This window comes from Hyphococcus sp. D3-15 (assembly GCF_055809375.1).
In genome coordinates, this window is record NZ_CM147910.1 from 1,129,821 (window position 1) to 1,156,690 (window position 26,870).

At 56.8% G+C, this 26,870-nt stretch carries 23 protein-coding genes; 10 read left to right on the forward strand and 13 right to left on the reverse strand.

The genetic code is table 11. From position 1 onward, the window contains the following. Positions 1 to 139: 139 nt before the first annotated feature. Together AC0L8G_RS05765 and AC0L8G_RS05770 are read left to right on the forward strand one after the other, a co-directional pair. Positions 140 to 2,077, forward strand: coding sequence for an outer membrane protein assembly factor BamB family protein (locus tag AC0L8G_RS05765; RefSeq protein ID WP_473387574.1), 1,938 nt, complete (start codon positions 140 to 142; stop codon positions 2,075 to 2,077). A 14-nt stretch (positions 2,078 to 2,091) separates the two neighbouring features. Then, a complete protein-coding gene (locus AC0L8G_RS05770; protein WP_473387576.1) occupies positions 2,092 to 3,003 on the forward strand; it encodes a VOC family protein in 912 nt (303 codons plus the stop codon). A gap of 12 nt (positions 3,004 to 3,015) precedes the next feature. On the opposite strand, the gene AC0L8G_RS05775 is transcribed toward AC0L8G_RS05770, so the two are convergent. The 7 genes from AC0L8G_RS05775 to AC0L8G_RS05805 form a co-directional block, all read right to left on the reverse strand. Beyond that, positions 3,016 to 3,588, reverse strand: coding sequence for a c-type cytochrome (locus AC0L8G_RS05775; RefSeq protein WP_473387577.1), 573 nt, complete (start codon positions 3,586 to 3,588; stop codon positions 3,016 to 3,018). A 6-nt stretch (positions 3,589 to 3,594) separates the two neighbouring features. Further along, entirely contained in the window at positions 3,595 to 3,942 is a 348-nt protein-coding gene (locus AC0L8G_RS05780; protein WP_473387578.1) for a lysylphosphatidylglycerol synthase domain-containing protein, read from the reverse strand. A gap of 147 nt (positions 3,943 to 4,089) precedes the next feature. Then, positions 4,090 to 4,683 (reverse strand): hypothetical protein, encoded by a 594-nt coding sequence (locus AC0L8G_RS05785; RefSeq protein ID WP_473387580.1) that lies wholly within the window; start codon positions 4,681 to 4,683, stop codon positions 4,090 to 4,092. Further along, positions 4,676 to 7,378 carry a cation-translocating P-type ATPase gene (locus AC0L8G_RS05790; protein ID WP_473388804.1) on the reverse strand — a complete coding sequence of 901 codons (2,703 nt, stop codon included), beginning with the start codon at positions 7,376 to 7,378 and terminating at the stop codon, positions 4,676 to 4,678. The genes AC0L8G_RS05785 and AC0L8G_RS05790 overlap by 8 nt, the downstream gene beginning before the upstream one ends. 245 nt (positions 7,379 to 7,623) lie before the next feature. Further along, positions 7,624 to 8,856 (reverse strand): efflux RND transporter periplasmic adaptor subunit, encoded by a 1,233-nt coding sequence (locus tag AC0L8G_RS05795; protein ID WP_473387581.1) that lies wholly within the window; start codon positions 8,854 to 8,856, stop codon positions 7,624 to 7,626. Between the two features lie 5 nt (positions 8,857 to 8,861). Next, complete coding sequence (locus AC0L8G_RS05800) at positions 8,862 to 11,237, reverse strand: FtsX-like permease family protein (RefSeq protein ID WP_473388806.1); 2,376 nt, start codon at positions 11,235 to 11,237, stop codon at positions 8,862 to 8,864. Positions 11,238 to 11,242: 5 nt separating this feature from the next. After that, the gene (locus AC0L8G_RS05805) at positions 11,243 to 11,977 is read right to left on the reverse strand and encodes an ABC transporter ATP-binding protein (protein WP_473387583.1); all 735 of its coding nucleotides are present in this window, start codon (positions 11,975 to 11,977) and stop codon (positions 11,243 to 11,245) included. 234 nt (positions 11,978 to 12,211) lie between these two features. On the opposite strand from AC0L8G_RS05805, the gene AC0L8G_RS05810 reads away from it, so the two are divergent. Further along, complete coding sequence (locus AC0L8G_RS05810; RefSeq protein ID WP_473387585.1) at positions 12,212 to 13,414, forward strand: MFS transporter; 1,203 nt, start codon at positions 12,212 to 12,214, stop codon at positions 13,412 to 13,414. Here the strand turns inward: AC0L8G_RS05810 and AC0L8G_RS05815 are convergent. The 3 genes from AC0L8G_RS05815 to AC0L8G_RS05825 form a co-directional block, all read right to left on the reverse strand. Next, entirely contained in the window at positions 13,411 to 14,343 is a 933-nt protein-coding gene (locus AC0L8G_RS05815; RefSeq protein WP_473387586.1) for an SDR family oxidoreductase, read from the reverse strand. The genes AC0L8G_RS05810 and AC0L8G_RS05815 overlap by 4 nt on opposite strands. Positions 14,344 to 14,419: 76 nt before the next feature. Further along, positions 14,420 to 14,944: a DUF3237 domain-containing protein gene (locus tag AC0L8G_RS05820; protein ID WP_473387587.1), complete on the reverse strand. Its 525-nt coding sequence runs from the start codon at positions 14,942 to 14,944 to the stop codon at positions 14,420 to 14,422. Positions 14,945 to 14,958: 14 nt separating this feature from the next. Continuing rightward, positions 14,959 to 15,315, reverse strand: coding sequence for a hypothetical protein (locus AC0L8G_RS05825; RefSeq protein ID WP_473387589.1), 357 nt, complete (start codon positions 15,313 to 15,315; stop codon positions 14,959 to 14,961). A 236-nt stretch (positions 15,316 to 15,551) separates the two neighbouring features. Here AC0L8G_RS05825 and AC0L8G_RS05830 point away from each other — a divergent pair, with 236 nt between their 5' ends. Both AC0L8G_RS05830 and AC0L8G_RS05835 read left to right on the forward strand, forming a co-directional pair. Then, positions 15,552 to 17,123, forward strand: coding sequence for an FAD-binding oxidoreductase (locus tag AC0L8G_RS05830; protein WP_473387592.1), 1,572 nt, complete (start codon positions 15,552 to 15,554; stop codon positions 17,121 to 17,123). Next, the gene (locus AC0L8G_RS05835; protein WP_473387594.1) at positions 17,120 to 17,632 is read left to right on the forward strand and encodes a c-type cytochrome; all 513 of its coding nucleotides are present in this window, start codon (positions 17,120 to 17,122) and stop codon (positions 17,630 to 17,632) included. The genes AC0L8G_RS05830 and AC0L8G_RS05835 overlap by 4 nt, the downstream gene beginning before the upstream one ends. Positions 17,633 to 17,775: 143 nt before the next feature. Here the strand turns inward: AC0L8G_RS05835 and AC0L8G_RS05840 are convergent, their stop codons facing one another. After that, the gene (locus tag AC0L8G_RS05840) at positions 17,776 to 18,393 is read right to left on the reverse strand and encodes a MarR family winged helix-turn-helix transcriptional regulator (RefSeq protein ID WP_473387595.1); all 618 of its coding nucleotides are present in this window, start codon (positions 18,391 to 18,393) and stop codon (positions 17,776 to 17,778) included. Positions 18,394 to 18,517: 124 nt separating this feature from the next. On the opposite strand from AC0L8G_RS05840, the gene AC0L8G_RS05845 reads away from it, so the two are divergent. The 3 genes from AC0L8G_RS05845 to AC0L8G_RS05855 all read left to right on the forward strand — a co-directional run bounded on the left by AC0L8G_RS05845 (position 18,518) and on the right by AC0L8G_RS05855 (position 22,264). Continuing rightward, positions 18,518 to 19,939 (forward strand): aldehyde dehydrogenase family protein, encoded by a 1,422-nt coding sequence (locus AC0L8G_RS05845; RefSeq protein WP_473387597.1) that lies wholly within the window; start codon positions 18,518 to 18,520, stop codon positions 19,937 to 19,939. 219 nt (positions 19,940 to 20,158) lie between these two features. Further along, on the forward strand, positions 20,159 to 20,731 hold the full coding sequence (locus AC0L8G_RS05850; protein WP_473387598.1) for a MarR family winged helix-turn-helix transcriptional regulator: 573 nt from the start codon (positions 20,159 to 20,161) through the stop codon (positions 20,729 to 20,731). A gap of 48 nt (positions 20,732 to 20,779) precedes the next feature. Continuing rightward, positions 20,780 to 22,264: an aldehyde dehydrogenase gene (locus tag AC0L8G_RS05855; protein WP_473387602.1), complete on the forward strand. Its 1,485-nt coding sequence runs from the start codon at positions 20,780 to 20,782 to the stop codon at positions 22,262 to 22,264. On the opposite strand, the gene AC0L8G_RS05860 is transcribed toward AC0L8G_RS05855, so the two are convergent. Continuing rightward, a complete protein-coding gene (locus AC0L8G_RS05860; protein ID WP_473387603.1) occupies positions 22,265 to 23,017 on the reverse strand; it encodes an SDR family oxidoreductase in 753 nt (250 codons plus the stop codon). It abuts the gene before it with no gap. Between the two features lie 23 nt (positions 23,018 to 23,040). After that, positions 23,041 to 23,430, reverse strand: a complete 390-nt coding sequence (locus tag AC0L8G_RS05865; protein ID WP_473387605.1) for a nuclear transport factor 2 family protein — start codon at positions 23,428 to 23,430, stop codon at positions 23,041 to 23,043. Between the two features lie 187 nt (positions 23,431 to 23,617). Between AC0L8G_RS05865 and AC0L8G_RS05870 the strand changes: the two genes are divergently transcribed. Continuing rightward, positions 23,618 to 24,517 carry a DUF8021 domain-containing protein gene (locus tag AC0L8G_RS05870; protein WP_473387606.1) on the forward strand — a complete coding sequence of 300 codons (900 nt, stop codon included), beginning with the start codon at positions 23,618 to 23,620 and terminating at the stop codon, positions 24,515 to 24,517. Between the two features lie 228 nt (positions 24,518 to 24,745). Then, a complete protein-coding gene (locus tag AC0L8G_RS05875) occupies positions 24,746 to 26,755 on the forward strand; it encodes a PQQ-dependent dehydrogenase, methanol/ethanol family (protein WP_473387608.1) in 2,010 nt (669 codons plus the stop codon). Positions 26,756 to 26,870: the final 115 nt, after the last annotated feature.

Consider the following 26,870-nt stretch of genomic DNA (forward strand, 5'->3'; position numbering starts at 1 on the left):
TGATCCTCTGTGTATGGTGTTATAGTCTTGCGGCGGAGCTTCTGGAAGCGGTCAAGAAATCAGGCATTGGATGGCGCATAAATAGGCTTGGATGAGCGGCGCTGACGCATCTGGATAACCAACGGGGGAAGGTTTAATCATGCGAATTCGAATAGTGTTGGCGACACTTGCCGCGCTGACTTTCTTGTCCGCATGCGCACAGTCTCGCCACTCGTCACTCAAATCGGGTGATTGGCCGCGCTATGCGGGAGACCTTGCCGGTTCGCGCTATTCTCCCCTGACGCAGATTGATGCGTCAAATGTCGCCAACCTCAAGCAGGCATGGTCTTTCCGGGTGCAACCTGAAGGCGGCGGCATGCTCGTCAGTTCCGCGACGCCAATTGTCATAGACAATGTTCTTTTCCTTCCCATCGGTAACGCGGTCGTGGCGCTTGAAGGTGATTCCGGCAAGGAAGTCTGGCGACACGACGTGACGGGCGGTCTTGCCCGGCGCGCTGTTTCCTATTGGCCCGGAGATGACGGGCATGCTGCGCGCATTTTCTATTCGACAGGCAAAAGCATTGTCGCATTACATGCGCGAACCGGCGAAATTGATGCTGATTTTGGCGTGGATGGTGCGGTCGCGTTGGGTGTCGCCTATAATTCACCACCGACCGTTTATAAAAATATCCTCATTGTCGGCGCAAACACCGCCGAGACACAGCTTGGCGACGCCGGAAATACGCGCGCCTACGACGCGCGCACTGGCGCAAAGCTCTGGGAATTTCACACGGTTCCGCGCCCGGGAGAGGCGGGGCATGAGACCTGGCTCGACGGTGGCTGGAAAGGCCGGTCCGGAACCAATGTGTGGATCTGGTATATGACGGTGGATGAGGCAACCGACACGCTCTACATGCCCGTCGGCGGGCCCGCGGCAAATTATTGGGGCGGCGACCGGCCCGGCGATAATCTGTTCGGCAATTCTGTTGTCGCCGTGGACGCAAACACGGGCGCGTTGAAATGGTATTTTCAAACAATCCATCATGATCTTTGGGACTCGGATTTGCCCGCCCCGCCGGTGCTCATAGACATTGAGGTGGACGGGAAGAAAATTCCTGCGCTCGCAGAAACCGGCAAGACGGCGTTCATGTACATCCTTGACCGGAATACGGGCGAGCCGGTGTTCGGCGTTGAAGAACGTGCAGTCGCTGCGGCTGATGTTCCGGGAGAATGGTATTCGCCGACGCAACCATTTCCGATCAAGCCGTCGCGCCTATCGCGCAGCGATTGGACCTCGGATGATATCGTCACTGCTGACGATACGAACGACGTCCATGCTGCGGCCTGTCGCGCGCTGCTTGATAGCTATGGGGGATCGTTTTTCAATGCCGGCGCATTCACGCCGTTTTTCCTTTATGAAAAGGGCGGCCCGGTGAAAGCCTCCATCAATATGCCGAATAATGGCGGCTCCAACTGGGGCGGAAGCGCGGCTGACCCGGGTACAGGATATGTCTACGTCAACACGAGCGAAGGCGGCAGCATTGGCTTTATCGAAAAGAGAGACGCCAAAGGTGATTACGGCCGCGGCACGCAAAATTCGACGCAGCCCTATGATCGAGCGAGCCTCAGCGGACCGGGCGCCTATTCAACGTTCAGTGCGAGCTTTAAGAATGGTCAGGGCGAAAAGGTAACTCTGCCTTGCATTAAGCCGCCATGGGGGCGCCTCTTCGCCATCGACGCCAATACCGGCGAGATCGCCTGGGAAACCCGTCTCGGCGTGAGCGAGGACCTGCCGGAAGGTAAGCGCATTACAGGAACGCCCAATGCATTTGGTGGACCGATCGTCACGGCAGGCGGTCTGGTTTTTATTGGCGCAACGAATGATCATCATTTTCGCGCCTTCGATTCTAAAACCGGTGAAGAGTTGTGGAGCGCGAAGCTGGATTATCATGCGCAGGCGGTCCCGATTACCTATCGCGGCAAAGACGGCAGGCAGTATGTTGCGGTGGTGGCCGCCAATTTCGGCGCGGGAGAGCGCGGGCCGGACGGCAAGCCACTCAACGCTGAATCCCTCGTCGTCTTCGCGCTGCCTGAATAAATTGGAGAAACGCTATGCCCGCCCGTTTAATGGCTGCTGTGTTGTTTGGAATGGCGCTCTCGGCGCCGGAGGCGTTGGCCGAACAAGAAGCGCAGGCTGAAAGTGCCGCTGCCGGTTCGGTTCGCTCGCTGATCCAGCAGGACTCGATGAACGTCTATCGGCGTTTTGTTCCGAAACAGACCGCGGAAATGGTCGAGTTTTACGACGAAGTCTTGGATTTGGAGCCGCTCTCGCCGATCAATCTTGGCGGCGGGCAGATGATGATCCTGTTCAAAATCGGCAGTGGTCAGATTAAGCTGGCTGCTGGTCTGAAGGAAGGGCGGCAATATCATCTCGGCGATCTAAATGACGCCACGGGGATACGGACATTCACCTTGTTTTTTCCGGACGAAGCGGCGCTTGTCAGCCGCTTCACGGCGCATGGCTATGATGCGCCTATATTCGTGCAAATGAGTGAAGGAGCGCGCGCCGCGCTTGTCGAGGACCCGGGCGGCTTTTTTTTGCAACTGGTGATTGCGCCTGATGCGCCGGAAAATGAATATGGAAAGGTCGAGATTGGCGTCAACGTCTCCGACCTTGCCGCAAGCCGTGAATATTATCGCGAATTTATCGGGCTAGACGAATTGGACCCGGTAAAAGATGAATTGCTGGGCGTAACGAAATATCCTTATCGTCACGGTGAGACTACAATCAATCTTTGGTCGGTCGGTGAGAGCCTGCCTGCAGATACGGGGAGCGCCGGCATTCAATATGTAGTCAGCGATGTTGATGCGGTCGACGCCAATGCGAAGCGGCGGAGCATCGCCGTTGAAACGCCGCTTGGCGGCCTGCCGGGGTTCGATTTGCGTTTCGTCTGGCTGAATGATCCGGACGGCGTGACCAATTATTTCGCCCAGATCGGGAACAGCGCAGGGGCGGAGGAATAATCGCGGGACGAATTATTTTTCTCTGACTTGCATAATATATGCAGCCAGCGCCGCGATTTCTTCATCGGTCAGGTCTCCGCCAAAGGGCGGCATAGCGCCTTGCCCGTATTCAATGCGATTTTTAACAAAGGCATAAGTTAGCTTCGGATTGCCGTCCAGCGACGGGCCAAGGGGCCCCATAGAGTTGGCATGAGCTAAAACATGGCACCCGCCGCAGGACCACGACACAAATAGGCCCCGCGCGGCTTCCACTTCTTCGGCGCTAAGGGTTGCATATGGCTCGGTTGCGTCGCCGCCTGAGACAGCGCCTTCGGAAAGTGCATGCCCTGACGGCATGGCGGTGAAAGCTGCGCACAAGCCTGCGAATTTTATCTTTGTCAGTACACGTAAAAGCACCAGAACGCCCCCAAGTTTGTTTCCGTATGGCATGTCTTGCGTATGGCATCGGCTTACAGAAAGCAAAATGTAACCCAGTTCTTTGGTCCGGTGAAGCGGCTGGATTGACCTCATAAAATGACGCGTATCGATTGGAGTGCGGGCTTGCGCTGTGGCGAGGTCGGCGATTTGCAGAGCGGAACGGCTCACCTCTGTTCAACCTTCACCTTGTTCGGTCTCAGATACAGCTATGCCTTTCTTGCGGGCCTGCAGGAATTCACGCTGAATGATGATGAAGCCGGGTATCAATGGAACCCATAGGGTCAGTCCGCGATAAATGAGCGTGGCAGTGAGCGCATCTTCGACCGTCGAGCCGAATACTGTGAGGCTGGCGATCATGCCCGCCTCGAATGTGCCGAGCCCCATAGGCGCCGGGCCAATGGTTGCTGCGATAGAGGCGATAGCGACAGCGACAAAGCCCGCACCAATGCTGATCGGTGCGCCGATTGCTTCAGAAACCAGCATGAGCGTGAGCCCGTCGATCAGGCGGATCAATAAAAGCATCGCCGCCAGGCGCAAGAAAAGTCCCGGCAGAAATCGAATATCGTGGAGGGCGGCGCTTAAAAACTCTGCTCCTTTCGCTGCGAGCCTGTTTTTTCGAGATCAAAGAAGGAGCCAGCGATGGCCGGTAAAGGACGAATAGAAACGCCGCTACCGCCAAAAAAGAACAAGCCCGGCAAATGCCGAAACGCTTGCAGAAAGCGCAGGCGGCGCCTTTTCCGCTGTCGACAGCGCGATGAGACTGATGATGGCGGCAAGCGAAAAAGCCAAAAAATACGCGGATGTTGTGAATGCGAATGTGCGAAAGGCGATCTTTTCGGGGACGCCCCTACGCGTCAGCGCGAACAATAAAAACGCCGCGCCGGATAGCCCGCCTGTGGGAAGCGCCTGATCCGCAAACAGCTTGGCCAAGGACAATGGCACAAGGGATCCGAGTTTCAACGGCGAACTGACGCGCCATAGGAAAACAAACCATACCAATGCCGCCAGAAAATATGGAACGGTTTGGAGGGCGATCGCAATGAAGAGCGGTCCCGCTTTCGCATTCGCTGCTTGTCTGGCGAAACCAGCTATGTCGCCAATATGCGCTATGAACAAGATTAGCACCGCCAGCGCCGACAGCCCCACCAGCAACAGAAAATACCATAGGCGCCGGCGTCGCGGATGGTGTGGCGCAGGCCATTGCGGCGCCAGCGCAGCAGCTTCCGGGGTTTTCTCTTCTTGCTTGCGGTCTTGTTCAGTCATGCGCGGTGCTTGTGGTCATGAGTTTTGCTTGCGCGCGTGGGCGCGCGACCAGCATTTTGTAGATTTCTCCGATCAGGATTGCCGATGTGGCGAGTGTGAAGATGGCCGCCCACTCCGATATGGCAACCGGGCGGAGCTCAAGAACTGAGCGGGTCATCGGCACATGCATGGCGAGAATATGCAGCAACTGTGCGCCGATTACACCGAAAACAAGAACAGGATTTGCGGCCAGTGAAATTTGGAAGACCGATCTTGTCTCCGAACGGCAATTGAAGGCATGAAAGTTGTTAAACGAAACCAGAAAAAGCAATACCAGATTACGCGCCGCGCCGATGTCGATGCCGAGAACTACATAGAGATAGTAAAATAGACAAAATGAAATGGCGCTGATCACGACGCCAACGACCAGGCATTGCTCGATCATCTGGCGGTTGAAAATTGGTTCTTTCGGCTCGCGCGGTTTCCGCTGCATTAGGTCCGGCTCCTTGCCTTCAAAGGCGAGCCCCACATCCTGGATGCCTTCAGTAACAAGATTCATCCATAAAATTTGAACTGCGGTTAGCGGCAGCGGCATGTTCAGAGATAGCGCCAGCACAAAAATCATCACTTCTATTGCTGCGGTGGAGAGCAACAGCCAGACGATCTTGCGAATATTGTCATAGGCGGCGCGGCCTTCTTCTATGCCGGCGACGATAGAAGCGAAATTGTCATCCGTAATGATAAGATCGGAGGCGGAGCGCGCCACATCTGTGCCGCCCGCGCCCATGGCGACGCCGACATGCGCGGCTTTGAGCGCCGGAGCGTCATTGACGCCATCGCCGGTTACGGCGACGAAGTGCCCCTGTCGCTGCAGCTCCTTGACGATCAGATTTTTTTGCGCCGGTTCGACGCGTGCAAACACCGCGGCGCCATTGATTTTTTGTTGCAGCGCGTTGCCCTCAAGGGCGGAGATTTCCGCGCCGGTCAGGACGCTTTGCGGCGCCCAAGCGGGGTCGAGCTGACGGGCGATCGCCAAGGCTGTTTCCGGGTGATCGCCGGTGATCATGCGGACATCGACGCCGGCGGCGCGAGCGCAGGCGACCGCCGCCGGGGCTTCGCTCCGCAATGGGTCGATCAGCCCGACAAAACCGAGAAACTCCAAATCGTCCAGGTCCTCCTCGGAAAGCGTTGCGCTTTCCTTTGACGCGACGCCTTGCGCGACAGCGATCACGCGATAGCCGGCGGATGCGAGGCGGTGCAGAGAGGTGTCTGCGGCGCTTTTGTCAACGTCTGCGCACATGGCGAGCACCCGCTCAGGGGCGCCCTTGGCCGAGATCAAGCCATTTTCGGTCTCGATATCGAGAGATGCGGAGTAGCCTTGCCGCGGCTCATAGGGCAGGGCGGAATGGCGCCGGTAGCAAGTGTCGAGCGTCCGTTTTTCCGCGCCTAGTTTTTCTGCGAGCACCAGAAGCGCGATATCAACGGAATCTCCCTGTGCTTCAACAACTCCGCCGGTATTCTCGACTCGAGCTTCGTTGGTTAGCGCAGCGGCCCGGACCAGTTGCAAGACGGCGGGCGGAGGATGCTCACCGACTGCTTCACCGCCAGTAGCATGTAATTCACCTTTAAGGTTCAACCCCTCGCCGGAAACATCAAATTCTTCACCAGTCGCGAGAACGACTTTCTTTGCGGTCAAGCGATTGACGGTCAGCGTGCCGGTTTTGTCTGTTGCAATGAGCGTGCATGAACCCAACGCTTCAACGGCGGGAAGACGGCGTACGATCACATTGCGCTTGCTCATGCGAGACGAGGCGGTTGCGAGCGCGACTGTTATCGCGGCTGGAAGCCCTTCGGGTATGGCGGAGACGGTGAGCGCGACCGATAGCAAAAATACTTCGGCGAGCGGCGCGCCTTGCATCAAGAGGCCGCCGCCGAGGCCTGCCGCCAGCAGTACGATAAACACGCCAATTCGATTGGAAAAAGCCTCCATGCGAATAAGCAGCGGCGGACGCGCGCCCCGAGCGCCCAGCATTTTGGCGATCAGGCCGATTTCCGTTTTTTCGCCGATGGCGCAAACGATGCCGGAGCCGCGCCCTGCGACCACCATTGTCCCGGCTAGCGCCATATTTCGCCGGTCTCCAAGCGTCGTGTCCGGAGGAAGCTGCGCCGCGCTGTCCTTGGTGACGGGTTTCGCCTCTCCCGTCAGAAGCGATTCGTCAATTTTGAGATCCTGTGTGGAGGTGAGCCTTAAATCCGCAGGCGATGCGACGCCAGATTCCAGGTGCACAACGTCACCCAGGGTCAATTCCTCGATATCAATTATGCGTCGCACGCCGCCCCGGATCACCGTCGGCTTTATATGAAGCGTTTTTTTGAGCGATGCCGCACTGGCTTCTGCGCGCCATTCCTGAAATGCGCCAATGATGACATTGATTACAACTACGACGCAGACAAACCCGCCATCCGTATTTTCACCGAGCGCAAAGGCAATGGCGGCGGCCGCGAATAGAATAAATGTCAGTGGATTGTTGAGTTGGCGGAGGACGATGAGAAGTCGTGACGGCCGGCCGGGTTCAGGCAGGCTATTGGGGCCATGAATTTCGAGACGCCGGTGTGCCTCAGCTTCAGAAAGGCCTTCCACCCTCGCATCCAGCGCGTGGAAGGCTTCCTCAATGCTCAGTGCATGCCAAGATCGCCGAGGTTCCAGGGAATAAATCCTTCGCTGCGTTCAAGAACTTCTAAAATGCATGACCTTGCCGGGCGTCATTACGGCCCTGTTTCCAGCACTCTACACTATGTGCGGAAGCGTGGCCTGATCTGAATCAAACGATCTGTAAAAATGGCGTGTGTGGTGGTTTCCGTCCCGATGGCGCGGGTGTGCGTTCAGGAAAGGGCCGATTGGGAAACACACGCATGATTCCGGCGGGGGGCTGGTCAATTGGCGTCCGGCCCAGCGCTGAACTATTCGAGCATTCGTTGCTTGACCCGTGCGCCATCAGTGACGCGATTGCCCGGATAGAGAACAATTTCATCACCTTGCTCCAGGCCTTGCGTGACTTGTGCGTGAATGCCGTTGTTGCGGCCAATTTCGATGCTGCGCATTCTGGCGCGCCCGTTTTCAAGGCGGAAAACCGCCCATTCATCGCCAATGCGAAAAATTGCGCTTGCCGGAATGCTCAGAGCGGCCTCATCTTCCCAAATAACGATTTTCACTTCCACCCGGAATCCATGCCCCAGGCGCTCGCGAGACTTCTCCGGCCCAAAAAATTGAATAACCGCATTTACGCGTTGTTCTTCCACCCCCAGCGCGGAGTATTTTGTGAAGCCCCATGGCTCGATCTTCTCAACCCGGCCTTCCAGCGGCGGCGCATCGCCCCATTTGTCGATGATCACGCGGTCGCCGGGAGAGACTTTTACAGCGTCGGTGGAAAGAAGTTCCGCGACAATTTCGAGGTCGCCTAATGGATCGCCAATTTCAAGAATGGGCGTGCCCGCGGGAAGTACGGTTTCACTTTCCTGCATGACGCGCAGAATGCGCCCCGAGATTGGCGCTCTGAGCGGGATTGATGTTTGCGGATGTGGATTGGTCCCGGAGGATTTTTGCTCTGCTTCCGTCGGCGTCATGAGCATCGCGCGGGCGTTGTCGAGTTCCGCTTCGCGCAAAGACACTGCGGCGCGCGTCGTGTCGAGCGCGGCGTCAGCCGACCGATAGGCGCGTTGGGCGCGGTCAAGCGCGGCCTCGGAAACCGTATCGGTCTCGCGCAATTTTTCCGTGCGAGTCAGTTCTGCCTTGGCGAAGTCTGCGTCAGCGGTCGCCCGCCGCACATCTGCGCGGGCAAGAGACAGGGCTGCCTCGGCTGCGTCAATCGCGGCGCGGGCTTGCTCTTCCGTGCGGATATCCAAAACCGATGGGGTTGTCGGCGTCAAGCGAGCGATGGCGGTTTCGCCTTCGAATACTTCATCTCCCGGCTCGACTTCGACGCGCAACAATCTGCCGGTAACCGGCGTCGAAACCACATAAGCGTCCCGCACGCGCGTTTTGGCTTCCTCGTTGATTGTCACCATCATTGCGCGAAGCTCTGCGCGTCCGAGGTCAACGCCCAGCGCCCGGGGCCAGAATGCGTAGAGCATGAAAGCGCCGATAATAATGGTCGCTGCGGCGATTACTGAAGTCCGTGACTTTATTCCCTGCATTGCACTCAATCCCGAGTTTTCAAGGCGCTAGCCATGTCTAGCTTGGAGACGTCTCGTTGTACGAAGGCGCCGGCGAAGGCGGTGGCGAAGAAAACAATGATCGCCGCATAGCCAAGTCCGTCCTCTTTGTAGATGACAGGTATTTGATAAAGCTCTGTTGACATGGCTGTCGCCAGATATGACCAGATGAGATAACCGAGCGCCGAGCCAATAGGCAGCGCAATGATTGCGATGGCGACAAGTTCACCCAGCAATACATATCCGGTTTCTATCTTTGTGAAGCCGAGAACGCGTAGACTGGCCAAATCGCGCTCGCGTTCGATGAAAGCAATGCGGGCGCTGTTATACACCACGCCGCCCGCGATCACGATCGAGAATACGGTCATGATATAGCGAAAGACGCCGGGGCCTTCATCGATCATCTGCGCGAAATTTTCGTAAGCCTCGCGCCGCAAGCTTACACCAGCGACGAGTGGAATCGCTTTTATGTTGGAGTAGACGGCCTCACGTTTTTGCGCATCAATCTTCAGATAGGCGCCAGACACCTTGTTCGGTTCTTTTAAGCGGCGATTGAGCGCGCTCATGTCCATATAGGCCGGGGTGCCGATCAACGCTTCGACAATGCCGACAACCGGGATGTCGAGCGTTGGGCGCCGGCCTTCGCGCACATCGACGGTAAGCATTTCGCCGAGTGATATGTGTAATATCTCTGCGAGTTGCTTCGACAGCACGATGCCGTCGCCGGTGATCTCTACCGCCTGAAGATCGGAATCGACGGCGCGGTTCAGCGCCGGGTTGTCGGGCAAGCCGGTGATGCCGCCTAAAAAATCAATCCGGTCGTGTTTGAACATGACGGGCGTTGCGCGAAACGGCTCCACCAGGGTTACGCCGTCTATCCGGGCCAGCTCCAGGACTGTCTTGTCTGACTGTGGTTCGACAAAGGTCACCAACACGTCGCTACGGTCAATGACATTGAAGCTGACATCGAGCATGTAGTCTGTGGCGTTCACGTTGAAGCGCATCATAACCGACAGTCCCATCGCCGCGCCGACTCCGAAAGCGGTCAGGAGCGCTCTGCCAGGGTGGCGTGACAGACGGCGCAAGATCATGCGGCTTGGTTGATCCAGAAACCCGATGACCGCCTTTGCGAAAAAATTTCCGCTCGCGTATTTCGGCGGGGCCGGCGGGCGCATGGCGACCGCAGGAGTCAGATTTACGGCGGACCGCACGGCGAAAAATGCGCCGGCCGCCGCCGCCAGCGCGCTGATCGCGAGCGCGATGCCGAGCGTTGAAAAATCTGCAATGAAAACAAGAAATGGAAAGTGAAAATAGATTTGATAGATCGAGGCGATCATGCGGCCAAGCCATATGCCGCCGCCCCAACCGAGCAGCGCGCCCGCGAATGCAATCACCAGAACGAATTTCAGATAGTGGACAGCGACGTCGCGGTTTGAATAGCCAAACGCTTTGATCAGTCCGATTTGCTCGCGCTCGGTCTGCACAAGTCGCGTAATTACGATGTTCAGAAGAAAAATGGATACGGCGAGAAAAATCGGAGGCATTACGCGGCCCATGGTTTTCAGTTGCGCTAATTCTTCAACAAGAAACTTGTTGGAAACCTGGTCCGCGCGGGAATAGGCCCCGGTGGCGCCGTAAGGCGCCAGAATTCGGTCAAGCTCAGCAATTAAAAACGGTTCGCTTGCACCACGGGAAAAAGTGAGAATAGCCTCGTTGAAAGCGCCATTGAGATTGTAAGCGGCTTCCATCGCGTCCTTGTTTGCCCACAAGACTGCGAAACGTCCGGCATCGACGACGAAATCGCCGGGCGGCAATGCGTAGATAAACTCCGGCGACAAAGCGAGCCCCGCGATGATGAACTCGTGGCGAACGCCGTTCATGGTGATCGACAGGGTGTCTCCGGGTGCAAGTCCGCGCGCATCTGCGAAAGATTGAAGCAACAGGATTTCATCCATATGCGTCGGGGAAATCATCCGCCCCGCAGCGAGGTGCACGCCATTGATCGGCGCTGTCGCTTCGGGATCGAAGGAGACAACGCGCGCGCTGATCGGCGATGAAACGCCGGGCAAGCTGACGAGCCCGCCGCCGCTGATGCGGCCCTCCACGTCATTTACGCCGCGCAATGCGCTCAGTTCTGCCAGCACATGATCTGGCGCGCGCTTTGCGGGTGCATACATGTCAGCGAAGCGGTAGCGCTCGTAATAAGCGCGCATGGTTTCATCAAGGGAGATCATCATGCCATGGGACATGACGAACAGAGATATGCCCGCCGCAATTACGAAAATGATCGCCAAGGCTTGCCCTTTGATGCGCCACAAATCTCTCAGGAGCTTTCGGTCGAGAATACTTAAATGCGCCAGCATCCCGGTCACCAGCTAATTTCTTCGGCGGAGGCCTTGTCGCGGTTTTCGATGACTTCGCGAATCTGGCCGTCAGCGAAATGGATTACTCGATCCGCCATGGCTGCGGTCGCCGCCGCGTGGGTGATGATCAATGTTGTCGTGCCAAGACGACTGTTCAGATCTTGCAGGGCTTTTAGAACGCCTACGCCCGTGACGCTGTCGAGGGCGCCTGTGGGTTCGTCACAAAAAAGAACGGTCGGATTTTTAGCGATGGCACGGGCGATGGCAACGCGCTGTTGTTCGCCGCCGGAGAGCTCAGACGGAAAATGCGTTGCACGATTTTTAAGTCCCACCAGCTCCAGCGCGTCCATTGACGACATCGGCTTTGGCGCGATCTCGGCGACGAGATCAACATTTTCAAGCGCCGTGAGGCTTGGCATCAAATTGTAAAATTGAAAAACAAAACCGACATGGCGGCGACGATAGGCGGTCAGTTGCCGGTCGTTCATCGCCGTCAGTTCTTCGTTTTGAAAATAGGCGTTGCCGCTTGAAGCCCGATCGATGCCGCCAAGAATGTTGAGCAAGGTCGACTTACCGCTTCCGGAAGGCCCCAGCAGAACAGCCAGCTCGCCGGCGGGAATTTCAAGATCTACGCCGCGCAGCGCGTGCACCGCCGCGGGCCCCTCGCCATAGACTTTCGACAAGCCCTTTGTGAGAAATGCATTTTTCTGGCCGCTGACCTGGGAACCTGATTTCCGCATGCGTCGCCATTTGTTGCTGATGGGGCGTCGTGTGTTGCTTTTACTCGTACAATATAACTGTAGTCATAAGATTGCTTTGGATCAAAGATTGAACGGCGGCATCAGTCCGAGGGCAGTGATCGGATTGCCGTATGGTGGCCTCTAGCGCACTCTACTCACTCCTTTCAGGTAGCCGGGCGTGTCGCTCTGTGTAAGCATGGCTGGCCGGAACGCATAGCGAAGAAAGGGGCGCCAGTGCCGCGATTGATTTTGCCGTTGTTCATGATGGTCATGCTGATCGACGGCTACGATCTTGCCGCGCTGCCGCTCGCGCTTCCTTATCTTGTAAGAGACATGGGCGTTGAACCGAGCGCCTTCAGCGGCGCCTTGTCCGCCGTATTGCTCGGGCTTGGCGTGGGGGCGCTGTTGATCGGTCCGCTAGGCGACCGTTTCGGACGGCGCATGCTGATTGTGCTTTCGCTTCTCCTGATTGGCGTCGCGACAGTGGGCACAGGTTTTTCTACGTCTATTGCGGATTTTACGCTGTGGCGCTTTTTGACCGGGGTCGCACTTGGGGCGTGCTTGCCCAATGTTACGGCATATACCGCAGAGATTGCGCAACCAGAGCGCAAAGCCACCACATTGGCGGTCATTTCCGCCGGCATTGCGGTTGGCGGCATCCTTGCGGGTCTTGTCACCCCGCTATTGGTGAGCGCCGGCGGCTGGCAGTTGATTTTTTACGTCGCGGGTTTTTTCATTTTTGTCTTGGCGGGGGCCTTGTTTCTGGCGCTTCCTGCCAAGAGCGTTCAGGACGATCAGTCGGTCGCTGCGCCGGCGCTGCGCGGATCTATTCTCGCACCCTTGAGCCCGCGCTACCTTTTCGCGACGGCGATTTTTGTCGGGCTCTACACCGTCAATGCGTTCATCCTTTATATGATCGTCAGTTGGCTGCCCTATCTGCTGACGCAGGCGCAATTGTCGCCGGATGCGGCGTCGCAATTGACCGCGTTTTTTCAGGGCGGCGGTCTCGCGGGTGGTCTTGCGATCTCCTGGTTCATCGATCGCGGCCGACGGGTGGCGGCGTTTACAATCGCCTATGGGCTCGCTATCGCGGCTTTCTTTGCGACTGGCGCGGCGACGGGTGATGCACTGCTGTGGGCGCTGTTATTGCTGATCATCGGCGGCGGTGTTTCCGGCGCGCATCTCGCCATCATGGCGCTCAGCGCTTCTTTTTACTCGCAGGAGGTTTTTTCATCAGCGATCGGGCTGGCGGTGGCTGTCGCCCGGATCGGCGCGATCGCAGGGCCGCTGGTGGGCGGAATGCTGGTTGCGCGCGATTTGTCGCCGCAGTCATATCTGCTGCTTTGCGCTGCGCCCATCCTTGTATGCGTAGCGCTTGTCGCGTTGAGCGTGCGGGTAAAAACAGCCGATGAAGGGGAGGTTGCGCCGCCGCGCTAACCGGCGTTGTCTTTTGCAATCTGTTTCAGGAATACTGCGTTTTCTTCAATGAGGTCGGCCACCGACCGCGCTTTGCGGCCTGTGAGTTTCTCTACGTCATCAGTACAAATATCGAGATGTCCGTCACGGATGGCATGTTCAAAGCTCACCATGTCGTCGCTGTTCCAGGGAATGCCAGCGACGGACTGGTCATCCACCGGTTCGCGCGGAATGCCGAGCGTATCGAAATGCGCATACATGCCTTCATCGGTCGTTTCGACAATCTTGATGTCCTTGCCGCAAGTGCGGCTCAACATTGCGGCAACCTCTTCGAAGGTTTCGCTGTTCGGCCCGGTGATGGGATAGGCCTTGTTTTCATGGCCCTGCTGGGTCAGCACCGCGACTGCGCAGTCGACGCAGTCCTCACGCCAGACCATTGCTTCGCGACCGCCATTCGTGCTGGTCATCCAGACGCCTGATGCGATGAATCCCGGCCCCGCATGGAGGATCATCGCATCCGCATAATGCGCATCGCGCAGGAACGTCCACGCGCAGCCGCTCGCCTTGATCAGGTTTTCGGTCTCGCGGTGATCCCTGGTGACAATAGCGGGATTTTCCTCCGCCACATTCACAAAGCTAGTATAGATGATGTGTTTCACGCCAGCGGCCGCAGCAGCGTCTATTGCAGCTTTATGCTGGGGAATTCGCGCGCCGACGCGCGTACCGGAAATCAACAACATTTTCTCGGCGCCCTTTACGGCGTCGGCAAGCGTCGCCGGCTTGTCGAAATCACCGTAACGGACTTCGCATCCTGCGGATTTGCGGTGTTCGAGCTTTGCGGGCGTGCGCGAAATTAGAATGAGATCCGAAGCAAGCCCCTTGGCGATAAGCTTGTCTGTCGCTATTCCGCCATACTGGCCTGACGCGCCGGTAATTACGATCTTCGTCATACACCCACTACCATTTCAAAATGCGAACACATAAAAGCTTTGTTCGTGTAGTTACTATCGCCCGGACCCAAAAGAGTCAGAGCAATGCGTAATAACGGATAGTATTGCCGTCACGTCTGCGGCGGCCGATGCCGATAAAGATGTGACGCATCAGCCATTCATGCGGCCCTTTTTCGGTTTCGAAAAAGGGCGATGAGCGAAGATAGAATTCTTCAAATGGCACTTCCGGTCCATCTTTGAACATCCAGTCTTGCATGCGTTTCAGCGTGTCAGGCTCGCGGCCCCAGAGAAAACCGCGATTATGCATCAGGATTTTAGTTCCGTCTTCGGCCTGAAGCATATAACGGGCATCGCTGGCGAGCACGTCATCGGGCCTGAACTGGGCCCAGTCGCCGCCGCTTCCCGGCAGCACGACGCCATTGAGTTTTGGGCCTTTCACGACGCCGCTGTCGATATAGACGAAGCCGCGTCCGGCGCCGCTGGGCATGTCATTGATGGAATCGTAGCGCGCGAAATTGATTTCGATTTCAAATACAAATTCGAGCGACGGCGCATCCGGCGCGGAAGAACCTTTGAGAGGAATGTTCGGAATTTGCGTCATGAGCGCACCGGCCTTCAGGCCATGATCCAGCGAAATACAGGCTTGCCGACATTGCTGTGCAATTGCGCCTCGGCGCGGAGACGCATTCCATTTTCTTCCGCCATCCCGCGCAACAGCACAAACTCGCTCCAGCTCGTAAAGCCTTGAATGGGACCGCGATGTTTTGCGATCCGTGTTTTCCAGCATCCGACTAAATCGCCTGCCAAGGGGATCGCGCGGCTCGACGTGAATGCTGCTTTTCGCGCCAGATTGCGCGCCTGTAGAGAACCTTGGGTATATAGAGTCAACACATCATCACCAGTGAGAGCGTGTTGGCTGGATGCAGCGCTCCCCGCAGACAGAATTGCGGTCGTGGCGGCGCCCGTCGCCATCAACATATCCCTGCGCTTCATGTTCGGCATATTGTCTCCTCCCGGGATATGCGCGCGCGGTGGCATTTTTCTTATCACGCGCAAACCAAGTTCGGCAGTTCTCCGGCGACGCTGCTGTTTTCTCGGTTGCAACAATTATAACGACCGTTATGATGCAGGCAATAGGGATGAAGCGCAACAGCGATAGCTGAAGAGCGGCGGTGCTGACGCAAAGCGCCGTGAAACTGGAGCAGGAAATGGCTGAAAGAACTCTTCCGCCGGGGCTGGATGCCGGCAGCTTTGACAAGGCCGTCTCCGCGCTTAAACGAGAACTTGGCGAAGACAAGGTTTTCGCTACCGAGCTGGACCGCGACACCTATATTGATCCTTATGCGTTGGGTGATGGCCTTAATCATGCGGCGTCAGCGGCCCTCGCGCCGACCAGCGTAGAAGATGTGCAGGCGATCATGCGTGTCGCAAATGAGCACAAGCTTCCGCTATGGCCGGTCGCGCGCGGCAAAAATTTGGGATACGGCGCCGCCGCCCCAAGGCTCGCCGGCAGCGCCGTGCTCGACATGACGCGGATGAACAAAATTCTCGAAGTGGATTCGCGTTATGCTTATGCAACGCTGGAGCCGGGCGTCGGGTTTTATCAGTTTCACGAGCATTTGACGAATAACCAGATACCTTTATGGATGTCTGTGCCTGCTAATGGATGGGGCTCGGTGATCGGCAATGCGCTGGAGCGCGGCATTGGCTATACGCCCTATGGCGACAACACGACGAAAATTTGCGGGCTTGAGGTGGTGACGCCTTCCGGCGAAGTCATCCGCACCGGGATGGGCGCCATGGAGGGCAATAAATCCTGGGCGCATTATCCTTATAGCTTCGGTCCGAGCTGGGACCAGATGTTTGTGCAATCCAATTTCGGCGTCGTCACCAAGGCGAATATCTGGATGATGCCTGAACCGGAAATGAGCGCGCATACTCAGATCAACCTCCCGGAGATGGAAGACATCAAATGGGCGATGGATATCCTCGCGGATTTACGCCTGCGTGGAATTATCGAACACAATGTGGTGTTTGGAAATTACTTGCATGACGCCTCCGCTTTTACGACGCGCGCCGACTGGTATGACGGGGACGGGCCTATCCCTGACGCGGTGGCCGAAAAAATTCAGCAAACTTATAATGTGGGCTGGTGGACATTTCACTTGTCGTTGTTCGGCGAGGGCAGTCTGGTCGAAGCGAAGCAGAAGATTGTCAACGATGCGTTTGCGCCGCGTCTCGGCAAGGCGCTTGCATGGCGACACTGGCGGAAAGGCGAGCCGCGCGAGCCGTTCAGCATCGGCGTTGGCGTGCCGATGGTTCTGCCGCTCAATGTCGTCAATTGGATGGGCGGGCGCGGCGGTCATATCGGTTTCTCGCCGATCCTGCCGCCCTCCGGCGAGCTTGCCTATCAGGCGTTTTTGCGGCGCAAGCGCCGCTTTGAGGATGCTGGGCTCGATTATTATTCCAGCTTTACGGTCGGTCATCGCCATATCGCAAACGTCAACATGATCCTCTACAATCGCGACGACGCAGACATGGTTCGCCGGTCGCGCACGCTCTTTACGCAGATGATTAAAGATGCGCGCGAGGAAGGCTATGGCGAGTACCGCACCCATGTTGAGTTTATGGATCCTGTCGCCGAGACATATGACTACAATAATCATGCGCTAATGCGCCTGAACGAAACCGTCAAGGATGCGCTTGATCCGAACGGTATTGTCGCACCAGGCAAGAACGGTATCTGGCCGGCCCGCCTGCGTGAAGGGAGGAAAGGATGATCACGAAAATGTCCGCCACCCGCATCGGGGTCGCCGTGCTGGCGCTGACCATGGCTGCTTGCGGCAAGAAGGATGAAACCACACCTGCGCCGGAAGATGTGGAGCCTGCCGCTACCGAAGCGCATGCGCCTGTGGTCGAGGAAACAGGAATTGCCGAAGAAGCCGCGCCGGTGTCAGAGTTTACCAAGGTCACGTCACAAGCGGCCGCGGCGGAGCAGGCGAAGGGTGTTTTCGCAAAGGCGGCCGAAGGCGATCCTGAAGCTGTGTATCTGGCGCGCTGCCAATACTGTCATATCCAGATGGGGCCGGGCACGATCACGCTCGCCAAACGGCTCGGGCCGGACGATGCGCTTCTCGCCAACCGGACGGACCTAACGGATGATTACGTCAAGTTGGTGGTGCGCAACGGGCTCAACACCATGCCGGCGATTACCCGCGTTGAGGTCAGCGACGCGGAACTGGAGCTAATCGTTGAATATTTGACGCGCAACCAATCGCCGTCTGAATAAATCGCTTTGCCGACTGTCGCTGCGTGCTTTCCTTGGGGTATGTTGATCTGCGATCATGTCATGCGGGGCCATGATTTGCATGCCGGCGATCGGGTGACGCTTATTGTGAAGGCGCATTGACTTGGGGGAAGAGCGAATGTGGTTCACACATCCGGCCGCGTCTTTTCAATAAAGATAGAGCGGCCTTCGTCGTCACGCGCTTCAAGGCTTTCGGTTAATGTGGCGACATAGCGGTCGAAAGCCATCATTTCATCCCGGCGAAGGGAGTCGAACAGATATTTCGCAACTTTGTCGGCGGTCGGAAGCATTTTTTGGTACAGTTTTTGCCCGTCTTTGCTCAATCGAAGGATCTTGCGGCGCCGGTTTTCCTCATCAACGCTGCAGGTGATCCAGCCCTTGCGCTGCAGCGAAGTGACAGCACGGGATATGCTCATTGTCGTGACGCCGGATATTTCAGCAAGCTCATGCGAGGCGGCCTCGCCCAGGCGACCGATCAGCATCACTGCTCGAAATTCGTTCATGGTGACCTGAAAACGTTTCTCTAAGTGCTCGGCAAAGGGCGCGCCGAGCCTGTTGCCCAGCTTCAAAAGGCGGTGCAGCACGTCGAAGGGGTCTGCAGCGCAATCGACATTGGCGTTGGGTTGCGGTTTCGGCGTTGTTTTTTTGCTCATTGAACGCTTTTTTTGGTCAGGTTTACGTATAAGCTGCGGGCGCGCGCTGGGCTGGCTTGTTTTGCTTTCCGGAGGGAAGCAGGCGGCCAAGGGCGGCCAATAAAAGGGACGGGACTTCTGTATCGTTTTATTGCTTGAATCGTAACGACCGTTATTATCACACGCGTGAGCGCTTTAAAACAAGGGCGCTTGAAAGAACATCTCGGGAGGTTCCATGACGCACAAATACCAACTGCTTATCAACGGCAAGATGACGCCTGGCGCATCTGAGTTCGATGTCGTCAACCCGGCGACGGGCGAAGCCTTCGCCAAATGTCCGAAAGCGGATGTGGACCAACTCGAACAGGCGGTCAAAGCCGCCAAGACCGCGTTTAAGTCCTGGTCAAAAACATCGATTGACGAGCGCGCCGCGCTCGTGGACAAGCTTGCCGATGCGCTGCATGCGCGGGCGGACGAATTCGCGCGGCTGCTGACATCGGAACAGGGCAAGCCGCTCGATCAAGCCATGTATGAAGTCATGGGTAGCGTGTTTACGCTCAAAGCCTTCGCCGGCATGCGGATCGAGCAACGCACGCTGCGTGAAGATGGCGGCAACAAGGTCATCGAACACAGAACGCCGCTTGGCGTTGTTGCGTCGATTACGCCGTGGAACTTTCCGCTTATTCTACTCATGAACAAACTTGGGCCTTGTCTTGTCGCAGGCAATACCATGGTGGCGAAGCCGGCGCCAACGACGCCGCTGACGTCTCTTCTGTTCGCCGAGATCTGTAACGATATTTTGCCAGCAGGCGTGTTCAACATCGTCTGTGACGAAAACGAACTTGGTCCATTGCTGACATCGCACCCGGATATCGCCAAAGTCGCTTTCACGGGCTCGACCGCGACCGGCAAGAAAGTTATGCAGTCTGCGGCTGAAACAGTAAAACGCGTCACGCTTGAACTCGGCGGCAATGATGCGGCGATTGTCATGGATGACGTGGACCCAAAAGCAATTGCGAAACGTGTCTTTGACGGCGCAATGACAAATGCCGGTCAGATCTGCGTCGCCATCAAGCGCGCATATGTGCCGGCAGCGTTGTATGACGAAGTCTGCGACGAGCTTGCAGTCCTCGCGAAAAACGCTGTCGTCGATGACGGCGCCAAGCAGGGCGCGCAAATTGGTCCGGTGCAGAACCGCATGCAATACGAGAAAGTCAAGGGCTTCCTTGCTGACGCGCGCAAAAACGGACAAGTGATTGCGGGCGGCGACGCTCTCGATCGCCCGGGTTATTTCATTGCGCCGACAATCGTTCGCGATCTGCCGGAAGAAGCGATGCTTGTTCAGGAAGAGCAGTTCGGCCCGGTTCTGCCGGTGTTGAAGTATGAAGACATCGAAGATGTCATCGCACGCGCGAACGCCTCTGAATATGGTCTTGCGGGCACTGTCTGGGGCAAAGACCTGCAGCGGGCGACAGATGTGGCGATGCGCATCGACGCTGGCACTGTCTGGGTGAACCAGCATCTCGCGATTGACGCCACTATTCCTTTCCGTGGTTCAAAGCAGTCCGGTATGGGCGGCGAACTCGGCCAGGAAGGGCTGCTCGAATATACGCAGCCGCACATTGTCAATTCCGTGCCGCTGGAAGAAAGCGCCTGATCAGCGTAGGCTGCTTAGCTCGGAATTCCGACTCTTAACGATCAGCGCGGCGCCGGGACTTCGGCGCCGCGTTTTGTTTTTTTGGTTTAAGTGAATGAAATTGCGATGCGCGCATCGAAAGCAACTTCGCTATATAGGCCAGTCGTATTCGCGTGGCGCAAGGATGATGTGAATACCATTCTACCAAACGGTATTGTGTCTTGAAAAAGGCGCGGATCGATGAAACCATTACCGTCAATGGGCGAAACTTCCTCGCTTGAGCGCCGGACGAAAAACGAGACGGAAATGACGAAAAACGTGAAATCACTTTCAAATCTGGGGTCGGATATCCAATTGCTGATCTCGGTGTTGAAATGTGCAAGCCTGATCACCGCTCCTATGGAAGAAGAAGTGAGCGAACCGAACGGGCTGACCCGTCATGAGTTGAAGGTGCTTATTTGTCTTGGCGGCGAGGGCACGCTTGCGGGCCAGGAAATCTCACAGGTCATGTCGATGCCGCCGATGAATGTGAGCCGCGCTTTGTCGAACTTACATGAAAAGGGTTGGATTGAGCTTGAGGGAGACGCAAGCAATCGCCGCCGCAGGCCGTTTCGCATCAGCGCGAAAGGCTGGCGCTACTACAATGCGATGCTTCCGAATTTCAGGTCGGTGTCCTCACAACTTTTCGCTTCTTTGAACAAAAAAGACAGGGTGGAGCTTCAGCGGCTCGTAAATCTCTTAAACGATCAATTGGGAAACTGGTCTGAAACGTCGGATCAAGCTGCAGCGGAACAGGCTCCGTCTTCCAGATAGCGGCGCAGGAAATCGATTTGCCAAAACAAACACCGAAAGGAGCCGTCCATGTCTGACATGCTTTTGCCGGAAGGCGTGAGAATTCAGAATCCAGAAAAGGTATTCATCGGCGGCGCCTGGGTTGAGGCGTCGAGCGGCAAGACAATCACGTTGATCAATCCAAATACGGAACAGCCGGTAGGCCGTGTCGCCGAGGCCGTAGCGGCAGACATGGATCGCGCCGTGGAGGCTGCGCGCAAGGCATTCGACCATGGGCCGTGGCCGGCGACGGCGCCGTCTGAACGGGCGAAATACCTCCATAGGCTGGCGGACGCTTTAAAGAAGCGCGAGCCGGAAATCGCCAAGGCCTGGAGCGCACAGATTGGCGTTTTATCGACGATCGCGCCCTTCATTGTCAGCGGTGGTTCTGCGTCAGTCCAACATATGGCGATGGTTACGGAGCGCTATGAATTTGAAAAGCGGGCGCCGTCAACGGAAGCGGACACGGCGATTGTCGTGCGCGAACCGGTCGGCGTGGTGGCCGCCATCGCGCCATGGAATGCGCCCTATATGATCATGTTGAACAAGGTTGTCGGCGCGCTTGCCGCTGGCTGCACGGTGATCATGAAGCCGTCGCCGGAAACTCCCCTTGAGGCGTATATCATCGCCGAAGCGGCGGAAGAAATCGGATTGCCTCCCGGCGTGGTCAATCTCGTCTGTGGCGATCGGGCCGCGTCTGATCATCTGGTCTGCAATCATGGCGTCGACAAGGTCAGTTTCACCGGCTCGACGGTTGCTGGAAAACGTATCGCCAGTGTTTGCGGAGAGCGTATTGCGCGTTGCACGCTGGAGCTTGGCGGCAAATCGGCGGCGATTGTCAGGGACGATTTCAGCACGGAAGATGCTGCGAAACTACTCACCTCGACAATCACCGTATTTAGCGGGCAGGTCTGCGCCATGTTGAGCCGCGCCATTGTTCCGCGCCGCCGTCATGACGAATTGGCTGACGCCATCGCCGGCGAAATGAAAAAAATAAAAATCGGTTATAGCGATGAGCCGGACACGATGCTGGGACCGCTCGCCATGGCGCGTCAGCGCGATCGTGTCGAAAACTATCTCGAAAAAGGAAAAGAAGTCGCTGATCTTGTTACGGGCGGGCGGCGGCCGAGCCAGTTAAATCGCGGATATTTCATTGAGCCCACCCTTTTCGCCAATGTGGACAATAATTCCGTCATTGCGCAGGAGGAAATTTTCGGCCCAGTGCTAAGCCTTATTCCGTGTGATGATGAAGAAGATGCGATCCGGATTGCAAATGAATCCAATTACGGTCTCAACGGATCGGTGCTCACCCATGATCACGAAGCCGCCTATAAAATCGCGCGCAAAATGCGGTCGGGCGGCGTTGCGCAGAATGGCATGCGCGCTGATTTCAGTCTTCCCTTTGGCGGCTTCAAGCAATCGGGGATCGGGCGGGAAGGCGGTGAAGAAGGTCTTGCGGCTTACCTGGAAACCAAGACAATTCTGCTCGATGGCGCCCCGGCGGGGTTTGCCTGATTAAAGCTCTACCGCGCCGCCATCGACAAACAGGTCAACGCCGGTGATGAAGCTCGCCTCGCCTGAGGCGAGAAAGAGAACCGCGCGTGCGATCTCTTCCGGCTCGCCAATACGGTTCAACGGCACCGCCGCGCGCATTTGCGCGCGCATGCCCTCAATGTCGGCTTCTGTCATGCCGGGATTGCGATGAAACAATGGCGTCTCTGTCGGTCCGGGGCTGACCAAATTGACGCGAATTTTCCGGGGCGCAAGTTCTGCTGCGTAAACCCTCGCCATAGCGCGCAGCCCTGCCTTTGCTGCGGCGTAAACCACGTTTCCCGGCAGGGCGAGTACAGAGCCAATGGACCCCGTGAAGATTACGGAGCCGCCATCGCGCAAATGGGGAAGCGCCGCCTGGGCGGCGAAGAATGCGCCGCGCAGGTTGACGTCTGTCACATCATCCCAGAAGTCTTCGGTTACTTCGCCCACCGGCGAAAATCCGCCAACTCCTGCATTGACGAATAGTACATCGATCGGCCCGTTTGTTTCCACGGCTTCTGCGATGGCGGTGACGCTTGCTTTCGGGTCTTTGATGTCACTTTGCAATGCGAGCGCGCCGGTTTTTTCAGATGCTTCATCCAGCGTTTTCCGGCTGCGTCCGGTGAGCGAAACCCTTGCTCCTTCTGCGATGAAGGCTTCAGCGGCGGCGAGGCCGATGCCGCTATTGCCGCCGAAAATGAAGACATGTTTGTCTGTGAAGCGATGTGCCGGCATGCGTATGGTTCCGAAATTGTGGGCTACAGCATAGGATTGGGGTTTACGGGAGTGGACGGAACTTCCTGTATCACATCCCAGTGCTCGACAATCAGGCCGTTGTCGAGGCGAAAAATGTCAACCACAGCGAGACCGGGATCGCCTGGCCAGCGCTTTACATGAACATGGACGATGACGTGGTCCTCTTCCACAAAGGCGCGTTTGATCGTTTGCTCCGCATCGGGCGATTCCGCCCCGACCTTTTTTAGAAACTCCTTCAGCGCCGCAACGCCAGGCGCCGCCAGTGATGAATGCTGCACATAGTCGGGGGAAATATATTTGTCGACGGCATCCGGGTTCATCGCGATGAGCACATTGCGGTACATTTCCAGCGTAAAATCGAGATTTTTTTGTTCTTCCTCTGAGCGCGGCATTTCACTTCTCCGGTGAAGAGTTCACTGATTGCGGGCCGTGTCACTATAGATTACAGATCTACCAATTGATAGAAAAATGCGCTTGCAAGAACAGAGTGTATGGGTGGAAATGAATTTTCCGAACGCATCCGAAATCTCAATTGCTGCGTCGCAACAGTGCATGCCGCCACAAAAACCGGAGTTTGCTGTGAGCCATAAAGTCGAAAACGCGGCGCCGCCCCCTTACACGCGCGAAGGGCTCTACCAAAGTCTCGAAGAGTACCTTGCCGCGCTAGAAGCGCGTGATCCTTCCGGTCTTCCCTGGGCCGACTATGTATTCAATACGGAAAACAATGTTTGCCTGGATATTGGCGACGGAATGTGGGGCACGCTCGTTCGGCTGGGAGAGTACCGACTACAGTTCGCCGATGTAAAAACCGGACAGGTTGGATTTTTCGGCGTCGCTATCGAACCGCTTGAGGAATCCGGCGTTACGATACGCCTTAAAATCGATCGGGACGGGCGGATTTCGGAAGTCGAAACGATTGTGGTGCGCCAGTCAGATAGCGGCATCAAATTCGAAAACCAGCGCTATTGGGATAAGCCCGTCCTGAATGCATTTGTCGATGACAGGACACGCACGCCACGCATGCGCATGATCTCGCTCGCCGATGGGTATTTCGATACGTTGCAATTGAATGACGGCGTGTTGTTTACGCATTTTCATCCCGATTGCCAGCGCGTCGAAAATGGCGTGCAGACGACGAATAATCCGGAATTCGCCAAGATCGTTCCTGTCGCTGCGCTCGGCTGTGAGGAGCAGTTTCGGATGGGCAATTATCGCTATGATGATGAGTTGCGCGCGCGCCGTTTTCCATTGATCGACGAAGAGCGTGGCCTGGTTCTGGCGGCCGGATTTATCGATCATTCCGGCAAGCTGGATGAATACCAATTGACGGATGGGCGCACGGTGAAATCACTGGTGCGCCGCCCCCATAGTTTTTACCTGTTTGAGCTGTTCAAAATTGAAAGCGGCGCCATCCGGCAGATCGAAGCAAATTTCATTACGGTGCCATACCGAATGCCAAGCCCGTGGGATGAACGATGAAGAACATCCGTTTGTTGCCGCTTGCGGCATTGCTCGTGATTGCAGCCTGCGGCCGGCCACCGTCAGATACGCAAGAAAGCCGCGCTGCGGAAATGGCTGCGGAGCGGGCCGAGGCATCGGCTTTAGTGGGCGGCGGCGAGGAGTGGTTGTTTTCCGGCGGCGATGCGGGCGGGACTTATTACTCGCGGCTCGAAAAAATCAATCGCGATAATGTCGCGAGTCTTGGTCTTGCCTGGGAATATCCTCTCTATACGAGATCGCGGGCAGGAGGCGACGCCGATCATGGTTGGCGGCGTGCTCGTGACCAGCAGTACGGCGGGCAGGGTGGTTGCGCTGGATGCGGCTTCCGGTCAGCAGCTATGGCGGTTCGATCCGGACATCGACATGCAGGTCAATCGCACGGTCTGTTGCGACATGGTCAATCGCGGCGTTGCCGTGCGCGATGGCCGCGTATTCGTCGGCGCGCTTGATGGGGTTCTATATGCGCTGGACATCAAGACCGGAAAAATCTTGTGGCAAGCGGATACGGCGGGCGATACGAGCCGCGGCGTGAATATAACCGGTGCGCCGGAAATCGCTGGTGATGTGGTGGTGATCGGCAATGGCGGCGCTGAGTATGATGTACGCGGCTATGTAACGGCCTATGACCTGGCGACCGGCGCGCAGCGCTGGCGGTTTTATACGGTCCCGAGCGATCCCAATGCCGGCCCGCAGCACAACCCTGAATTAGAGGACGCAGTAAAAACCTGGGACCCCGACAGCCGTTGGGATGTCGGGCTTGGCGGGACGGTCTGGGACGCCATTCATTACGACGCGGAATTTGACGCGATATATATCGGCACGGGCAATGGCGGGCCGTATCACCGCGCCAAGCGGTCTCCTTCCGGCGGAGATAATTTGTATCTGTCTTCCATCGTCGCGCTCGATCCGGCGACCGGCGCCGTGAAGTGGCATTATCAGGAAACGCCGGGCGACAGTTGGGACTACACCGCTACGGCGCCGATGACATTGACGCGGCTTGAAATTGACGGCGCCGATACGCCGGTTCTTCTGCACGCGCCGAAAAATGGATTTCTTTATGTGCTGGACCGGCGTGACGGAAAGCTCCTGCGTGCAAATCCGCTGGTCTATCAGAACTGGACATCCGGTATTGATATGGCGACGGGCAAGCCGCAATTGACGCCAGAGCATGCGGACTATTCAACCGGACCGAAAATTGTTTTTCCGGGCTCGCCGGGCGCAAGCAACTGGCATCCCTTTTCCTTTAATCCGGATACCGGGCTGTATTACGGTGCGGTCCTCGACATGGGCAATTTGCTGATGACGACGCCCGGACAAAAGCCGTTCCGGGAAAAGGCGTTTAACAATGACGCGTCACTTATTTTCGCGCCGGACCTTCCGGGCGTTTTGCCTGCCTTGCCGCCTTTTATACAGGACATTGTGAAGGCGTTGCCGGAATGGGAGCGCATTCAGGAAAATCCGTGGAAGTCGGAATTGCGGGCAATCGATCCGTTGACCGGTGAAACGGTCTGGGCGGCGCCATATTCGGGTTGGCAGGATCGTTCGGGCGTTTTGACGACGGCGAGCGGTCTTGTATTCGCGGGGGATGTGCGTGGTCTGTTTAAAGTCTTCGATGCTGAAACCGGCGCTCTATTGAAGTCGATTGATACCGGAACCACGATCATCGCCGCCCCAATGAGTTTTGAAATTGATGGCGTTCAATATGTCGCCGTGATGGCGGGCTGGGGTGGTGGTGGCTGGTCCTATGTGCCGCGCTATGGCGCCGCCTATGAGCGGCGCAATGACGGGCGCATTTTGGTTTTCAAGCTGGGCGGTGGTGAAACGCCGAAACCGGAGGCGCTGCCGCCGTTGGAGCCAGCTGCCGCGCCGCCTGATGGTCTTTATACGGATGCTTCTCCGGAAATAATCGCGATGGGTCGCGAGCATTTCTTTGGCAATTGCGCAATCTGTCATTCTAACCAGCATCGCTCAATTGCGCCGGATCTGCGCCGCATGGCGCCCTCCACGCATGAAGTGTTCAATGGCATTGTGCGTGATGGCCTGCTGGCAGCGAATGGCATGCCGGCTTGGGGCGATTTATTGTCTGAAGCTGATGCAGACGCGATTCATGCTTATTTGACTGCGGAGCAGCGTAGCGTCCGGGCGAGAGAGCTTGAAATGGAAGAGCAGGGCGTGGCGCTCGATCAGCCAAGTGCGGCCTTGCTGTCCAGCTATTGACGTTTGGCGCCCTCTATTTCTGCGAGATTTAGCGGATCATTCTGGCGGGTATGAGCGCCTGAACCCCAGTGTTTCTGCGGTTTTTCTTTTGATTCTGATCGCCTGATCGGGGCGC

Coding starts and splice junctions, on each gene's coding strand:
- AC0L8G_RS05765 (WP_473387574.1), top strand. CDS start 140: ATGCGAATTCGAATAGTGTTGGCGACACTTGCCGCGCTGACTTTCTTG.
- AC0L8G_RS05770 (WP_473387576.1), top strand. CDS start 2,092: ATGCCCGCCCGTTTAATGGCTGCTGTGTTGTTTGGAATGGCGCTCTCG.
- AC0L8G_RS05780 (WP_473387578.1), bottom strand. CDS start 3,942: ATGCTTTTATTGATCCGCCTGATCGACGGGCTCACGCTCATGCTGGTT.
- AC0L8G_RS05785 (WP_473387580.1), bottom strand. CDS start 4,683: ATGACTGAACAAGACCGCAAGCAAGAAGAGAAAACCCCGGAAGCTGCT.
- AC0L8G_RS05795 (WP_473387581.1), bottom strand. CDS start 8,856: ATGCAGGGAATAAAGTCACGGACTTCAGTAATCGCCGCAGCGACCATT.
- AC0L8G_RS05800 (WP_473388806.1), bottom strand. CDS start 11,237: ATGCTGGCGCATTTAAGTATTCTCGACCGAAAGCTCCTGAGAGATTTG.
- AC0L8G_RS05805 (WP_473387583.1), bottom strand. CDS start 11,977: ATGCGGAAATCAGGTTCCCAGGTCAGCGGCCAGAAAAATGCATTTCTC.
- AC0L8G_RS05815 (WP_473387586.1), bottom strand. CDS start 14,343: ATGACGAAGATCGTAATTACCGGCGCGTCAGGCCAGTATGGCGGAATA.
- AC0L8G_RS05820 (WP_473387587.1), bottom strand. CDS start 14,944: ATGACGCAAATTCCGAACATTCCTCTCAAAGGTTCTTCCGCGCCGGAT.
- AC0L8G_RS05825 (WP_473387589.1), bottom strand. CDS start 15,315: ATGGCGACGGGCGCCGCCACGACCGCAATTCTGTCTGCGGGGAGCGCT.
- AC0L8G_RS05830 (WP_473387592.1), top strand. CDS start 15,552: ATGGCTGAAAGAACTCTTCCGCCGGGGCTGGATGCCGGCAGCTTTGAC.
- AC0L8G_RS05835 (WP_473387594.1), top strand. CDS start 17,120: ATGATCACGAAAATGTCCGCCACCCGCATCGGGGTCGCCGTGCTGGCG.
- AC0L8G_RS05845 (WP_473387597.1), top strand. CDS start 18,518: ATGACGCACAAATACCAACTGCTTATCAACGGCAAGATGACGCCTGGC.
- AC0L8G_RS05850 (WP_473387598.1), top strand. CDS start 20,159: ATGAAACCATTACCGTCAATGGGCGAAACTTCCTCGCTTGAGCGCCGG.
- AC0L8G_RS05855 (WP_473387602.1), top strand. CDS start 20,780: ATGTCTGACATGCTTTTGCCGGAAGGCGTGAGAATTCAGAATCCAGAA.
- AC0L8G_RS05860 (WP_473387603.1), bottom strand. CDS start 23,017: ATGCCGGCACATCGCTTCACAGACAAACATGTCTTCATTTTCGGCGGC.
- AC0L8G_RS05865 (WP_473387605.1), bottom strand. CDS start 23,430: ATGCCGCGCTCAGAGGAAGAACAAAAAAATCTCGATTTTACGCTGGAA.